Here is a 15,089-nt window from a genome sequence, read left to right on the forward strand (position 1 = left end):
ATCGTGACAAAACAACCCGCTCGTGCCCCCATTTCAATCCACTGGTTTCGTCAGGATTTACGCCTGTCAGACAATCCAGCGTTGCTGGCCGCAGCGGAGGCCGGCAGGTTGATACCGGTATATATTCTCGATGACGAGAACGCCGAAGAATGGAAAATGGGTGGAGCATGCCGCTGGTGGCTTCATCGTTCCCTCTCCTCCCTGAATGACTCATTGCAAGGAAAGCTCCTGCTTTTCCAAGGCAATGCGGAGAAAATACTCCCGGCCTTTGCCGAAAAAGCCGGGGCAAGCACTGTTACCTGGAACCGCTGTTACGAGCCCTGGCGGATACAGCGGGACAAAAAAATCAAAGCCACTCTTACTTCTGGCGGTATTGATGTCATTTCAAAAAACGGCACATTGCTATGGGAGCCTTGGGAGGTCTTAAAATCCGATGGGACACCCTATCGGGTTTTTACGCCATTTTACCGAAAAGGCTGTCTGAACAGACCGTCCCCGAGAAAGCCTTTAAAAGCGCCTTCAAAAATTGGCTTCGCAGAAGCTAAAGATATGAAGGGTCAACTCACGCTTTCGGATATGGGGTTGGACCCATCGCACTGGAGTATTAAGAAATCTCCTGACTGGGTTCCTGGCGAGACCGGTGCCCAGGACGCGTTGACCCAATTTCTGGATAACGGCATTAACGGGTATAAAGACGGCAGGAATTTTCCGGCGGCTGAGAACTGCTCTCATCTCTCCCCTCATTTGCATTTCGGTGAGATATCGCCGCATCAGGTTTGGTATGCCTTGGCCTTCCGCGAACATCTTTTGGAGGGAGATGAGGACCCGGATCATTTCCGGATGGAACTCGCCTGGCGGGAGTTTTCATACAGTTTGCTGTATCATAATCCTGAATTGCCAAAGAAAAATCTTCAGGACAAGTTTGATCTCTTTCCCTGGCGCAAGGATGAGGATGCACTTCGGGCGTGGCAGCAGGGGAAGACAGGTATCCCGTTTGTCGATGCAGGAATGCGGGAGCTATGGCAGACAGGCTCCATGCATAACCGTGTCCGCATGGTTACCGCCTCCTTCCTTGTGAAAAACCTGATGATCGACTGGCGTGAAGGCGAGCGCTGGTTCTGGGACTGTCTCATCGATGCCGACCTTGCTAACAATAGCGCCAGCTGGCAATGGGTTGCCGGGTCCGGCGCGGATGCAGCGCCCTATTTTCGCATCTTCAATCCCGCCACACAGGGCGTGCGCTTCGATCCGAAAGGGGATTACACCAGACAATACCTGCCCGAACTTGCGGCCCTGCCCGACAAATGGCTTTTCAACCCTTGGGATGCCCCGGCGGACGTCCTTAAGGAAGCCAATGTGGTCCTTGGAGAGACCTACCCCCATCCGATTGACGATCTGAAATCGTCACGCCGGCGCGCACTTGACGCCTTTTCCGAGCTGAAGGATGGCTAAAGCTTCTAGGACACACCCGCCGTATACATCCGGTTTGCCGTCGGGCTGATCACCAGTTGATTGACGCACACGCGTTTGTCGAGCTGCGCCAGAAACAGAATTGTCTCTCCCAGATCTTCCCCCTGCAGCATCACGGCTTTTTCCTCATCTGTCACCTTTACCGGCCGGTTTTCGAGAATGGGGGTTGCCACCTCTCCTGGGCAGAGAGCGCAAGAACGAATTCCATTTATAGCCTCTTCCATGTTAAGGCTCTCGCTCATGGCGACCATTCCATGCTTCGCGGCGGTGTAGGCCGGGCCAGTCAACTTCGAAACCCGGACCCCAGCCCAGGAGGCGACATTTACGATCAACCCTTCCTTCTGGCGGCGCATAATGGGAAGTACGGATCGGCAGCAATAGAATGCACCGTTCAGGTCAATATCGACAACAGAGTCCCAGCCTTGCGTCTCGACTTCCTTCCAGCTGCGGTTCTTGACATTGATACCAGCGCTCAGCACGGCAACGTCGAGCCGTTTAAACCGCTCCTCAATCCGGGCCACGACTTTCGAAACGCTGTCGCTGTCCGAAACATCCAGCTCCTCAATGACCGGCGTTTTTCCTGCCTTTTCAACCAGCGCCGCCGTTTCCTCAAGATTTTCCCGGCGGCGGCCGGAGAGAATTACCTCCATTCCCGCCCGCGCCAGCGACACAGCCCCTGCCTGTCCTATTCCGGTTCCGGCGCCGGTAATCCATGCGACTTTTCCGTTCAAATCGCGCAGTGCGCTTTCTCCGTTTCCCGCTATCCCTGCCATTTCAATATCCTTTTTATTTTAATTTCCGGCTAAATATGTTGCACCCGTCAGGACAGGTGAACAACAAATATGAACTCTGCGTATAGTTTAGCGAAGGCAGGGGTCTTTGTCGTGGTAAACTGCTAATTACCTTCAAGCCGTCTTTCACTTTCAGGATCGAAAATGTGCAAGTGATCGGGCGTAACACGAATTGGTAGCACCTCCCCACCCTTGACGTTCCGTATGCCGTCAAGCCGAACAGTGAGGTTTGACCTGCTCTCTCCGAAATGACCATGTACCAGGGTATCAGCGCCCAGCTGTTCAACCATCGCAACCGTCATGGGAACTGCGTCCGGGTCATCCGCCACCAACTCCAGATGCTCCGGCCGAACACCGAGAATAACATTCTTATTACTATACTTCGGCATTCCTCCATTCCCGAGCGGCAGAGCCGCCTGACCGGAAATAGTGACGTTTTTCCCCGCTTCATCGATTTTCGCTTCGGCAAAATTCATGGCAGGGGAGCCGATAAACCCTGCAACAAAAAGAGAGGCAGGTTTCTGGTACAGTTCAATCGGAGTGCCGAGTTGCTCCACATTTCCGGCGTTCAAGACCATCAACCGCTGCCCAAGTGTCATCGCCTCGACTTGGTCATGGGTAACATAAATACTGGTGATCCCAAGATTTGCTTGCAGGGATTTGATCTCAAGCCTCATCTGGACACGAAGCTTGGCATCTAGGTTGGACAGCGGCTCATCAAACAAAAAGACGCTCGGCTCGCGAACAATTGCCCGTCCCATTGCAACGCGCTGGCGCTGCCCGCCACTTAACTGCCGGGGCTTGCGGGTGAGCTGTTCATCCGTGAGTTCCAGAATAGCCGCCGCCTTTTTAACGCGCTCGTCAATCTCGGACTTGGGCAGCCCCATGATCTTAAGGCCATATGCCATATTCTTATAAACGCTCATATGCGGATAAAGGGCATAATTCTGGAACACCATGGCGATGTCCCGCTCCGATGGTTCCAGATTATTCACAACCCGGTCGCCGATGCGTAACTGGCCTTCCGTGATCGACTCAAGTCCGGCAATCATCCGAAGCAATGTCGATTTCCCGCATCCGGACGGCCCGACAAGCACAAGAAACTCCCCTTCCTCAATGGTCACATCCACGCCATGGATGGCCTTGAAGCCATTTGGGTAGGTCTTGCGTAATCCTTCTAGAATGACCCGTGCCATCTTCCTGCTTTCCCCAAACTTATTTTTCTGTTTCCGTCAGACCCCGAACGAAGAGGCTTTGCATGAATATAACCACACAAATAGGCGGCAGCATCGCCAGAAGCGCGGTCATCATGATTACATTCCATTCCGGCGCCTGCTCCGCCGCCTCCAGCATCTGTTTGATTCCCATCACCACCGTATACATCTGCGGCTCCGACGTAATCAGGAGCGGCCAGAGATACTGATTCCATCCATAAATGAACAGGATCACAAAAAGCGCCGCGATATTTGTCCGCGACATCGGCACCAGAATATCCCAGAAAAACCGCATCGGGCCAGCGCCGTCAATGCGCGCCGCTTCCAGCAGCTCATCAGGGATAGTCAGGAACACTTGACGGAACATAAAGGTCGCCGTGGCCGAGGCTATCAATGGAATGGACAGGCCCCAATAGCTATCCAGCATCCCGAGATTGGCCACGACTTCATAGGTCGGCAATATCCGCACCTCCACCGGCAGCATCAGCGTAATGAAAATCATCCAGAAGAAAAATATGCGGAAGGGAAAGCGGAAATAAACAATGGCGAAGGCGGACAGCAAGGAAATCACAATCTTGCCAACAGCAATCATCAGCGCCATCACCAAGCTGTTGAAAAGCATCCTGGCAACACCTTCCCCGCTCTGTCCGGAAAGCCCCTTATTCAGGGCAATATCCAGATTCTCGAAGAAGAACCCGCCGGGCAGCAAGGGCAATGGAATCTGTGTCATGCGGGTTTCCGGGTGGCTGGCGGCCACGAACATAATCCAGATCGGAAAGGCGATCATCGCAACGCCGAAGATCAGCATGATATGGGAGAAGAATGTCAAAAGCGGGCGGTTCTCGACCATCAGTATGCCACCTTCTTCTCGATATATTTGAACTGGGCAACCGTCAGGCCGATCACGATAATCATCAGAATGACCGATTGTGCCGCTGACCCGCCAAGGTCGAGTCCGACAAACCCGTCATTGAAAACCTTATAGACAAGGGTATTCGTGGCGCCCGCCGGTCCGCCCGCCGTTACCGCGTGGATAACACCGAATGTTTCGAAAAAGGCGTAAACGATATTGATCACCAGCAAAAAGAATGTCGTCGGCGAAAGCAGCGGCAGGATAATATCAATCGTGCGCCGTCCAGGCCCTGCGCCATCAATTGCGGCGGCCTCAATCAATGATCGCGGGATCGACTGCAGACCGGCGAGGAAAAACAAGAAATTATAGGCTACCTGCTTCCAGGCAGATGCCATAACGACAAGCGCCATGGCTTCGCTGCCACTCAGCTGGTGATTCCAGTCATACCCAAGCGCGGAAAGAGCGTAGCTAACAACGCCGAGGGTCGGGTTAAACATAAACACCCAAAGGGCGCCGGCTGTTACAGGCGCCACGGCATAGGGCCAGATCAATAACGTCCTATACACCCCTGTTCCCTTGATAACACGATCCGCGAAAAGCGCGAGCAACAGTGCAAAAGACATGGACAGGAAGGCGACAAGAAAGGAAAAGACCACTGTGATCTCGAAGGAGCTCCAATACAGCGGGTCCCGGAAGAGTTCCTCGAAATTTCTGAACCAGACAAATTCGGTTTTCAGGCCAAAGGGATCTTCAATCAGAACAGATTGATAGAGCGCCTGGCTAGCTGGCCAGATAAAGAACACTAGCGTGACCACAATCTGAGGCAGAACCAAAAGGAACGGCAGCACGGACGGCCCGAAGTGAACATTCTTCAACATATACGGTTACCCCTCCGATGATGCCGCCGCAGCGGGAGGAATCGCTGCGGCGGTCTCAATCAGAAAATCAAACGTCAAGAACCGTTTGCATCTTCAAATTTACGGAGAAGAGCGTCACCACGGCTGACCGCTTCATCCATCGCGTCAGAAGGGGTTTTGCTCTCATTCCAGATCGCTTCCATCTCTTCATTGATGACGTCGCGTATCTGAACAAAGTTACCAAAACGAATTCCACGTGAATTCGGCGTCGGCGTGTTCAGGCTCAGCTGTTTGATTGCTGTATCAGTGCCCGGGTTTTCCTTGTAAAAGCCCTGTTCCTTGGACAATTCATACGCGGGAGTTGTGATTGGAACATAGCCGGTTTCCTGATGCCACCATGCCTGAACTTCAGGTGAAGAAAGGTAGGTCATGAATTTCGCGACACCTTTATACTCATCATCCGGCTTACCGCGCAGCACCCACAGGGTTGCGCCGCCGATGATAGAGTTTTGTGGCTTCTCAATAACATCCGGATAGTAGGGGAGCATTGTCTGACCGAAGTTGAACTTGGCCTGGCTTTTGATCGATCCGTAATAGGCGGAAGAGTTCATCCACATGCCGCATTCACCATTGGTAAACATCGGCAGACTATCACCACGACGACCGCCATACTGGAACAGTTTGTCCTTGTGCCAGTTCTGCAGGTTCGTCATATGCATCTTGACGGTATCGTTATTGAATTCAAACTTGGTGTTGGTGCCTTTGAAGCCGTTTTCTTCGGTGCCCATGGGAATATTGTGCCAGGCACTGAAGTTTTCGACCATCACCCAGGACTGCCAACCAAATGAGAAACCGCATTTATAGCCCGCAGCCAGCAGCTGGTCGGAGGCATCCTTCACTTCCGGCCAAGTTTCCGGAATCTTGGTGACACCCGCTTTATCCAGCGCATCCTTGTTGTACCACATGACAGGAGTGGAGCTGTTGAACGGCATCGACAGAAGTTCGCCATCAGATGTCTGATAATAGCTGATCACGGCCGGCAGATAGACCGATTTGTCGAATGGCTCGCCAGCGTCGTTCATCATTTCTTCGACCGGATAGACAGCACCCTTGGCCGCCATCATTGTCGCCGTACCAACCTCAAAGACCTGCACGATATGCGGCTGTTTCTTCGCACGGAAGGCTGCGATGGCCGCCGTCATGGTTTCCGTGTAGTTACCCTTGAAGGTAGGGACGACTTTATAATCGGATTGGGTCGCGTTGAAGTCTTCCGCGATCTTGTTGACCCGCTCACCATTGGTACCGCCCATTGCGTGCCACCATTGAATCTCGGTAACCGCCGAAGCGACACCGGTTCCGCTCATAAAGGCGGCCAGCGCCGCCGGTAGAACTAGTTTTTTGAATATAGACATAATGTTTCCCTATAGGTTGTTTATAAAACACCGCCTATGACGATGCCCGAATCTGATTTCTTTCTGTCAGGAGGCAACCCGTCCCCTCCCGATAGAGTATAGGTATTTGTCCGACCTTCAATGACGGTTTAATGACAGCGCCAAAATCTATTTCAAGATTCCACAATTTGCGGGACTAATGATAATCTTGCGGAATAACTCCATAACATCATATTATGGGTACGCCGAATGAAGAGGGGCTGAGGGAATGAATCGTCTACGCCAACTTGAAGCATTTCGGGCTGTCATGATTGCCGGAGGCGTCACGTCGGCGGCCAACATTCTCAACATCTCCCAGCCAGCCGTCAGCCGATTGATTGCCAGTCTGGAAAAAGCCCTAAAAATTCCCCTTTTTGATAGACGGCAAGGGCGGCTTCATCCCACTTCGGAGGCGGAATTTCTCTATAGCGAGGTCGATCGCGCGATCGCAAACCTAGACCATGTGGCGCAACTTGCTGCGGATATTCGCAATCAGAAAGCCGGTCACCTCCGCATTGCCTGTCTTCCCGGCTTTGCGACATCTCTCTTGCCCAAAGTTGTCGCAGAATTTCTGGCAGAACGCCCCGATGTGACCATGTCAATTCAGACCCGGAGTTCGGCCCGAGTGCGCGAATGGATCGCGGCACAACAATATGACATAGGGATCGCAGATGAGTTTGAAGGACACAGCGCCGTCAACCATGAATCAGTCATTATCCGGACCGTTTGTGCACTTTCCAGCCGCCATCCCCTCGCCAGCAAACAGGTGATTACGGCTAAAGACCTTGATGGCATGCCGATGATCGTCCAGGATCGACAGAACCGGTTTTACCATGCCGTAAAGTCTGCCTTCGATGCGGCCGGAGCCGTTCTGAATCATAGGGTTGAAGTACGTCAATTCGCGACGGCCTGTCTGCTGGCGGAGCAGGAAGCCGGTATTGCCATCGTCAGTTCAATTGATGCGGCAGAATATGTCGGGCGCGGGCTGGTGACCCGGACATTTGAGCCTCAGCTCCCTTTTCAGCTTGATATTTTATATCCCAAGTTCCATCCGCGCTCTCTCTTGATGCAGGAATTCATCGTGCAGTTCCGCGAGAGTCTGGCCCCCTTTATTCTCACGGGATAGCCGCCAATCAATTTAGTTGACAAAATCCAATATTTTATTGTGTTATGACAATAAAATGGAGCGTAACATGGCCATATCTGAAACCCGCATTGATGCGATCAGAGCGTTCAACCGGTTTTATACCAAACAGGTAGGAGCGCTGAATGAAGGACTTCTTAAAAGCCCCTTTTCATTAACTGAAATGCGCATCCTCTATGAACTTAACTTCGGAGAGAAATTAACGGCCGGTGATCTGGTCAAAAGCCTGTCTCTGGATCCGGCGTATCTCAGCCGCCTGCTCAAGAAATTCAAAACCGCAGGATTACTTGAGACCATCAGGAGCGAGACAGACGGACGGCAACGCGTACTCGCCCTGACCAAGGAAGGCAGGCGTGTCTTTGCGCCCTATGTCAAAGCGTCCCGTGATGAAGTAGCTGCAATGCTTACCCCGCTTTCGGACAATGAACAGGCGCGTCTCGTTTCCTCCATGCAGGAAATTCTCTCTATTCTGGACACCGAAACTGATAAAGCTGATCCGGTAATTATCCGAGCGCATCATCCGGGCGATATTGGCTGGGTCATTCACCGTCATGGCGCGCTCTATGCGCAGGAGTACGGATTTGACGAGAGTTTTGAAGGTCTGGTGGCCAAGGTGGCCGGTGATTTTCTGCAAGAGCATGATCCTGCATATGAGCACTGCTGGATTGCCGAGAAAAATAGCGAAATTCTCGGCTCTGTCTTTCTGGTGAAAAAGGATAAGACCACAGCGCAACTGCGATTGCTCTATGTCGAGCCAACCGCTCGCGGTCTCGGCGTGGGTCGTAAGCTTGTCGATGAGTGCACCTCCTTTGCCCGTCGCAAGCAATACAAAACGCTTACCCTCTGGACCAATAGTATTCTCCATGCCGCTATCCATATATATGAGGAAGCGGGCTTCAAACTCATGGATGAAGAACCCCATCACAGCTTCGGTCAGGGTCTTATCGGACAAAACTGGGATCTCGAGCTATGACACGCGAGCAGTTGGCGCTGGTTGCCGCCGCCGGTAGCGGTGTCGTGGTCGGCTCGGCGACTGTCGCAACCGGATCCATTGTCGGAGACATCGGCCCGATTACCATTGCCTTTGTCCGCTACCTGATCGGCGTACTACTACTTCTGCCGCTTGCGTTACGGATTACATGGATAGCGGTCACGCCGCGTGCCATGGTCGGCATAGTGCTATTCGGCGTATTTCAGTTTGCGGTACTGATCATCCTGTTGAATTTCTCCGTCATCTATATCGCCGCAGGCCTCGCTGTTCTTATATTCGCCAGCCTGCCGCTGTTGACGATGGCCATTGCAATCCTGCTGGGTCGCGAAGCCTTCACCTATCGCAAACTGATCGGCATTTTACTCACCCTTGTTGGTGTGGGGTTCGCTGTTGGCGCCAATGCCTTTACGGGCGAGATCAACGCCGCAGGCTGGCTCGGTATCGGAGCCGCCTTTTTAAGTGCGCTGGTCGGTGCGCTTTGCTCTGTGCTCTATAGTGCCCACATGCCTCGATATCCGACACTTCAAATCAGTACGATGGCAATGGGCTCCGCCGTCGTCTTTCTGTTCGGTCTTGCCATTATGGAAGGCATGATTGATGCAATAACCGGATTTTCGATGAATACATGGCTTATTCTTCTTTTCATTGGGTTTGCAAGTGCGGTTGGCTACTTTTGCTGGCTATTTGCACTGTCACATATTCCTGCTTCTAATGTGACCGTTTTCCTCGGCCTCAGCCCGGTGGTAGCTGCTGTTCTAGGGGCAATTTTCATTGCACAGCCGCTGTCATTTGAGGATTTAGTCGGCGCCGGACTTGTCATCATCGGGCTGGTTGTTTCGTTGTGGCGAAAAGCCGGCACAACCGACCAACATTGAAATTACTTCGATCATATCCTGCAAATTTTAACAGCTGAAACGATCTGATTTTCAGCTCTTCGCCCTGATAGGCGCCAGAAATATATGATACCGGCGTCAATACAAATAACCATTCCTGACACATTTCATCAATATACAGCTTCTTTCTAATACTACTTGGCTAATTCCAGGCAGCTGCATCTTATAGCGGCATTGAAAAAGTAGATTTTTTAAATTTTTATATGTTAAGTTGCCTTGGTTTTGTTGGGAAATGACATGATAGCTGTCTTACTGCTCCCTTTTGTGATTATAGTTGGAGATTGAAGGTCAATGAGTAACAACAAATCCACGCACAAGTTAAAGGCTGTGGAAGTCGGTGCGTCTTCAATTTTTATTTTCCTTGCTATTCTACTATCGGTTAGCAGAGTTCCATTTCCAAGCTTCATTTTTCCGATACATATTGTCACGATAACAACCGTGGCTGTTGTATTAATTTTCCTGGCAACAGGAGGACGTAAGGCTGCAACCATATCAATAGCAGCGTTAGCAGTATTTTTTGCCATTGTTACCGCCTGGGCGTTCTTGACGAATCCCTTCTACTCGCCCGGTGACGACGACTACGGATACCACATTCTTGCTGTATGGGAGCTCGCAGAAGGATGGGACCCTTTTCAAACCCCGCATGATAATATTTGGCTCGATTCCTACCCGACCGGCATCTATGTTCTGGAATCATATATGGTGTCTTTGACGGGACTGCTGCTTTCCGGACGTTCGGTAATAATAGGGCTTGCCGTCACCGTAGGATTTTTGGCGTTCTCTTTCTATAATGACCGCATAGCCCCCCAAGTTCCATACTTCAAGTATATCTGTGCGCTGCTGTTCGCTGGTATTGTCGTCGCGAACCCCGTTGTTTTAACACAACTCACGACACATTATGTCGACACCCCCCTCTACCTTATGGGCTGCGCTCTCGTATTTTTTCTATTGTCCGATGCCTTCACGTCAAACCGCTTGGCCAGATGGAGTGTGATCAGCTGCATTATCTTGCTGGTGAACACTAAAACGGCAGCTCTTTACTATGTGCCATTAATTGTCATTTCCGGATTTGTTGTAGACCTTATCTTGAATAGCTCTAAAACAGATTTTTTCTCAAAAGCGTTTCATTGGATTGGAACCAAAGGTATTCCCTATGTGGTCGCATTTGCCTTCGGTATTCTCGTAATAGGCTATAAGCCCTTTGTTACAAATTATTTGGATCATGGCGAATTTCTTTATCCTTCAGTAGATGAAATTATGCAGGGAAATGTGCCTAAAAATGTTATTCCCTTGTCCTCGCCGATGAAGTTTATTTATGGAATAGGGGCAGAAACAGGCCAAACCACATGGCCGTTTTATTTCCATGCACCAATTGATCTCAAAGTCCCCGGGACATTCAAATTAGCTGAATTCAAGCTTCTCAGATATGATACTCGCCGGGGAGGGTTCGGCCCCCTTTTCAGTTTGGCCTTGCTCGCTTCAATTATTGCGTATGCATCAAGTAGAATAGCGGGCTACAACAAGTCCCGGTACAACTGGCATCGTGAGGGAGATGGTATAGCAGTATTATCCCTTTTCTTGCTCATCATTTCGATGTTTTTTCCGGAATCCTGGTGGGCCCGCTACGTCCCGTTCGTCTGGCTAAGTGCTATTTTGTTTGCCACCTCATCTTTGTATTTGAGCGGCAAAGGAGCACTTCTGATTTTTTCGAGGGTCATGTTCGGGATTACGCTGATTTCGTTTTTAGGCTGTATAGTTGCCGGACTTGGTGGCGCCGCCCGTGCAAACTATAAGACTTACAAAAAAACAAAAATCATCAAGACGATGGAAAACGCTCCTTTAGTTGAGATATATCCCGAAATCGATCCGAGAATAACAACGGATTTTCAATCAAAAACAATAACAAGCGCAGGTGATGTATGGGGCCGGCTTTTACAGGAGCGCGGTGTCAATGTCCGCGTTTACAATGGGGTTGGAAACAACAGAGATGATCGAGAACAATATTGCCAGGATAGCTTATGGTTTGATGCAGACGTAATGTGGTGCATTCCACGCCATCCGGTAAAATGAGCTATATGCCGATACTGATTTCAACTCGGCACATTAGCCCTGCTATCCTTGAAATTTCCAGTTCTTGAACTGGCCGCATCGCTAATCAATTTCCGGGATATTATCAGGGAAACCAACAGGATCAACCCTCCATAATACATGTAGGACTGGACTAAATTCCATGGTGGCAGGCTTAAGGACACTTTTTTGTTAATAAAATAAAAATAGTTGGATATCAGAAAATAACTCGCGCCCATGAATATAAGGTTCGCACTTGCCAACCAGGTCGGCCTATTTCGGTAAATCTCAATGGCAGCCATGAAAGCAATGATAATTACCGGCCAGGTAACACCGTAATGATGCTCCCATGCAATGGGTGACGCAATTGTTGCGACGACCAACATTGTGCCGAAATCCAGGACAGAATTTCTTTTTTGAATACTTTTTGAAACTTCCCCTGGCTTGATCGCCCTATATAACAAAGCAAAAAGAACAAGTGCGGCTGTTGTAATTACAGTCCCAAAATACACAGCAGGATTATATGGCGCAAACTCCTCAACTGAAAACTGAAGGGTATTAAGACCACTCAAAAGTCGATTTAACAAACCATTCATGCTTTGGTTCGGCCAATAGACTTCTCCATGTTGGCCAATGAAGGAAAGCACTGATACATATGCAAGATGCTCATCAAATCCGAACACCGCGAGCGACACAATACCCGCGGGCACAAAAACAGCTACCATTCCTAGTGTGAATTTATGCTCTTTTCGTATAAGAGACCAAAGCAAAAACAGTAGGAATTGCGGCTTGATCAAAGCTGCAAAGGCAACAAGAACTCCGGACATCTGCTTTTTATCGCTGACCCAGGCCAGCATTGCCAAGCATATAACCAAATCCAGCATCACCTGTATTTGCCCTAGCCACACTCCATAAACAATCGGATAGAAGGTAAGCGTGCCAACAAAGAGAATGAAAAAAAGTGCAGCCTTTTCCCAGAGGTTCAAGACACTCTGGTCATCGAAAATTCTGTTATTTGCAATCACGGCTAATCGGTAAACGATATATCCGGTCACAATGGCCATGAAGATGGATACGTATCCCATGTAATAACAGAAATCCTCAACCTCCACGTCTAGCTTAATAAGTGGTATGAAGGGAAGAATACTGATAGGCGGATATTGAAATTTGGTTTGATAATCAAAAAAGATTGTCTGATATAGGCCTGAGTCAGGCTTAAACACGTAAACCCAAGCGGCCTCATACATCGGGCCCCATGAATCATCCCAGGTCCCATCATTATTCACGATCAACTTTAAAAGTTGCAACTCGTATCCATAGGACCATAGCCAGAAAACAAAGTCCTTGACCAAGCTCGCAAAGATTAATAAGCCAATAAAAAAAATGAAATAAAACAGATTACTCTGTTTTTGGGCAAAAATTTTAGATTGCGGCATCTGCACCCCAGAACAAAAATCCGCATCCAATCAACTAGCGGAAATAACACAAAGCCAAGCAACTAGCGAGACCGTCTACATTGCTTCTGCACACAAATTGCCGTGAAAACCACAAACATAGCAAATTTAGTTGTTCTTCAAAGTAAAGCTAATTCTCATTCACTTCACGTAATATACTGCGTTTGTTGCATAAATGAAAACTTTTAATGCTATCTTCTTTGCAAAAGACGAAGAGCTCAGCTCTAGTTTTTCAGTCACCTTTATTATGCTATATCACGGCTCATTTAATCCGGGATGTGAAAAACACGTTACGACTCATCAGATCTTCGATTCATTAATATAAAATCAATGCGAACGAACACCCACCTCTTCGACTTTACTCGCTTTTAGGTAAAAATTTCGTAAAAACAATAATCCGATAAGCAACAAAATTCCGCCTAAAAAATTGTATGACTGAATTAAATTGATTGGCACACCGCTAAACTGCTTTGTGTGTAAAAAGATAAAATGGTTGGAGATTAAAAAGTAACTTCCACATAGCACCACAAGAGTGACACCAGACCAACTTCTTTTCTCCACCAAGAAATGGATCGCAACCAGTATCGCGATACTTATACCCGGCCATAAAATTCCATAGTGATGCCCCCATGCAATGGGAGTGGCGATCGTTAGTAGAAACATCATAGTTGCCAAATCCAAGGCTGAATATACCAAGCGATCCCAGCTCTTTAATGACGCTTCACCAATCGGCTTGTAAAAAAGCAGGCCAAACAACAACAATAATGCGGATGACACCAAAGTGGTTACGTAAACAAACATATTGAACGGGGCAAAGGATTTCGCATGAAATACCAAAGGATCTGCGTCAGTAAATAATCTATGCAATATCCCACCCACACTTTGATTTGCCCAAATAACCTCACCACGTCTGCCCATATGCGAGATTACCTTCAAGTATTCGACATGCTCCTGAAAGCCAAAAACAACGAGTGACACAATGCCGGCCGGGACAAAAACTATCATCATACCGATAACAAGCTTTTTTTGCTTCCGGAACAAAGCCCACAGTAATATCACCGCTATTTGAGGTTTGAACAAAGCAACAACAGCTATCGCGCCTCCTGAAAGATGCTTCCAATTAAAGAGCCATGCCATAAAGGCAAAGGTAATCAGGAAGTCCAGAATAACTTGAATCTGACCAATATACTGACCAATCCATATCGGATAAAAGGTAAACACTCCCAATACAGAAACAAAAAACAGGGCGATCTTTCTATTGATTAATAGAGATCCGTCCTCAGAGTATTTTTCAAGAATGATGACCGATATTACATAGCCGCAATAAGCCATGCAAAACATTGAAAATAATGACAATGCGCACGATAATTCAAATAAGGTATCGTACCCAAAACCTACCTTAAGAGCCAAAAAGTAGGGTAAAATACTTATAGGCGGATACTGAAATTTAATCCCTTCTTCAAAAAATATAAATTGGTAGATTCCGCCTTCGACACGGTTATATCGGGCGTATGCTGCTTCCAACATCGGCCCCCAGGAATCATCTTCGTCCATACTTAATGTTAAAACAGACGTCAAATTTTTGAGAATATATCCCGAGCCCCAGATATACTCAATTGCAATACACAAAATGCTGACGGCGATGAGCCCTCCCACTATCCACATATAAAACAGGAAAGGATCGCCAGTTCGCTTTGCTCTCGACAAAATAGACATGTAAACCTAATAATTACTCGTAAGAATTAATCTTTTTTACAGTTTCCGCCCAATGGCTGACGCTATACTATTGATCTCCAAAATTGGGTCAAGCTAATCGCCTGGTATTGAGTAATGCAAAATTTATTTGTGATATTTGGGCGACCTCCGCATCTGGCCGTTTTCGCCGTATGACTATAAAGTTAAATCAAAAAGCAGCATTATACGAA

12 protein-coding genes are annotated in these 15,089 nt (G+C 48.7%); 5 read left to right on the top strand and 7 right to left on the bottom strand.

What is annotated here, in order from left to right:
• Nucleotides 1–3 precede the first annotated feature (3 nt).
• Complete coding sequence (locus tag AAC599_RS11930; protein ID WP_340150626.1) at nt 4–1,452, top strand: deoxyribodipyrimidine photo-lyase; 1,449 nt, start codon at nt 4–6, stop codon at nt 1,450–1,452.
• A 5-nt stretch (nt 1,453–1,457) separates the two neighbouring features.
• On the opposite strand, the gene AAC599_RS11935 is transcribed toward AAC599_RS11930, so the two are convergent.
• The 5 genes from AAC599_RS11935 to ugpB form a co-directional block, all read right to left on the bottom strand.
• Entirely contained in the window at nt 1,458–2,243 is a 786-nt protein-coding gene (locus AAC599_RS11935) for an SDR family oxidoreductase (protein WP_340150627.1), read from the bottom strand.
• Nucleotides 2,244–2,365: 122 nt separating this feature from the next.
• The gene (locus AAC599_RS11940; RefSeq protein ID WP_340150628.1) at nt 2,366–3,457 is read right to left on the bottom strand and encodes a sn-glycerol-3-phosphate import ATP-binding protein UgpC; all 1,092 of its coding nucleotides are present in this window, start codon (nt 3,455–3,457) and stop codon (nt 2,366–2,368) included.
• Nucleotides 3,458–3,476: 19 nt separating this feature from the next.
• A complete protein-coding gene (ugpE, locus tag AAC599_RS11945; protein ID WP_340150629.1) occupies nt 3,477–4,325 on the bottom strand; it encodes a sn-glycerol-3-phosphate ABC transporter permease UgpE in 849 nt (282 codons plus the stop codon).
• Complete coding sequence (gene ugpA, locus AAC599_RS11950) at nt 4,325–5,206, bottom strand: sn-glycerol-3-phosphate ABC transporter permease UgpA (protein ID WP_340150630.1); 882 nt, start codon at nt 5,204–5,206, stop codon at nt 4,325–4,327. Before ugpA ends, ugpE begins: the two co-directional genes overlap by 1 nt.
• Nucleotides 5,207–5,280: 74 nt before the next feature.
• On the bottom strand, nt 5,281–6,597 hold the full coding sequence (gene ugpB, locus AAC599_RS11955) for a sn-glycerol-3-phosphate ABC transporter substrate-binding protein UgpB (RefSeq protein WP_340150631.1): 1,317 nt from the start codon (nt 6,595–6,597) through the stop codon (nt 5,281–5,283).
• A 247-nt stretch (nt 6,598–6,844) separates the two neighbouring features.
• Here ugpB and AAC599_RS11960 point away from each other — a divergent pair, with 247 nt between their 5' ends.
• From AAC599_RS11960 to AAC599_RS11975, 4 genes are all read left to right on the top strand, one after another.
• Complete coding sequence (locus AAC599_RS11960) at nt 6,845–7,741, top strand: LysR substrate-binding domain-containing protein (RefSeq protein WP_340150632.1); 897 nt, start codon at nt 6,845–6,847, stop codon at nt 7,739–7,741.
• Between the two features lie 67 nt (nt 7,742–7,808).
• Complete coding sequence (locus AAC599_RS11965; protein WP_340150633.1) at nt 7,809–8,732, top strand: helix-turn-helix domain-containing GNAT family N-acetyltransferase; 924 nt, start codon at nt 7,809–7,811, stop codon at nt 8,730–8,732.
• Nucleotides 8,729–9,625, top strand: coding sequence for a DMT family transporter (locus AAC599_RS11970; RefSeq protein ID WP_340150634.1), 897 nt, complete (start codon nt 8,729–8,731; stop codon nt 9,623–9,625). Before AAC599_RS11965 ends, AAC599_RS11970 begins: the two co-directional genes overlap by 4 nt.
• 309 nt (nt 9,626–9,934) lie before the next feature.
• Nucleotides 9,935–11,713: a hypothetical protein gene (locus tag AAC599_RS11975; RefSeq protein ID WP_340150635.1), complete on the top strand. Its 1,779-nt coding sequence runs from the start codon at nt 9,935–9,937 to the stop codon at nt 11,711–11,713.
• Between the two features lie 20 nt (nt 11,714–11,733).
• Here AAC599_RS11975 and AAC599_RS11980 read toward each other — a convergent pair whose 3' ends face one another.
• A complete protein-coding gene (locus tag AAC599_RS11980; protein ID WP_340150636.1) occupies nt 11,734–13,146 on the bottom strand; it encodes a glycosyltransferase family 87 protein in 1,413 nt (470 codons plus the stop codon).
• A gap of 345 nt (nt 13,147–13,491) precedes the next feature.
• A complete protein-coding gene (locus tag AAC599_RS11985) occupies nt 13,492–14,880 on the bottom strand; it encodes a glycosyltransferase family 87 protein (protein ID WP_340150637.1) in 1,389 nt (462 codons plus the stop codon).
• Nucleotides 14,881–15,089: the final 209 nt, after the last annotated feature.

The organism is uncultured Sneathiella sp., from assembly GCF_963976355.1.
In the GTDB taxonomy this organism is placed as follows: domain Bacteria; phylum Pseudomonadota; class Alphaproteobacteria; order Sneathiellales; family Sneathiellaceae; genus Sneathiella.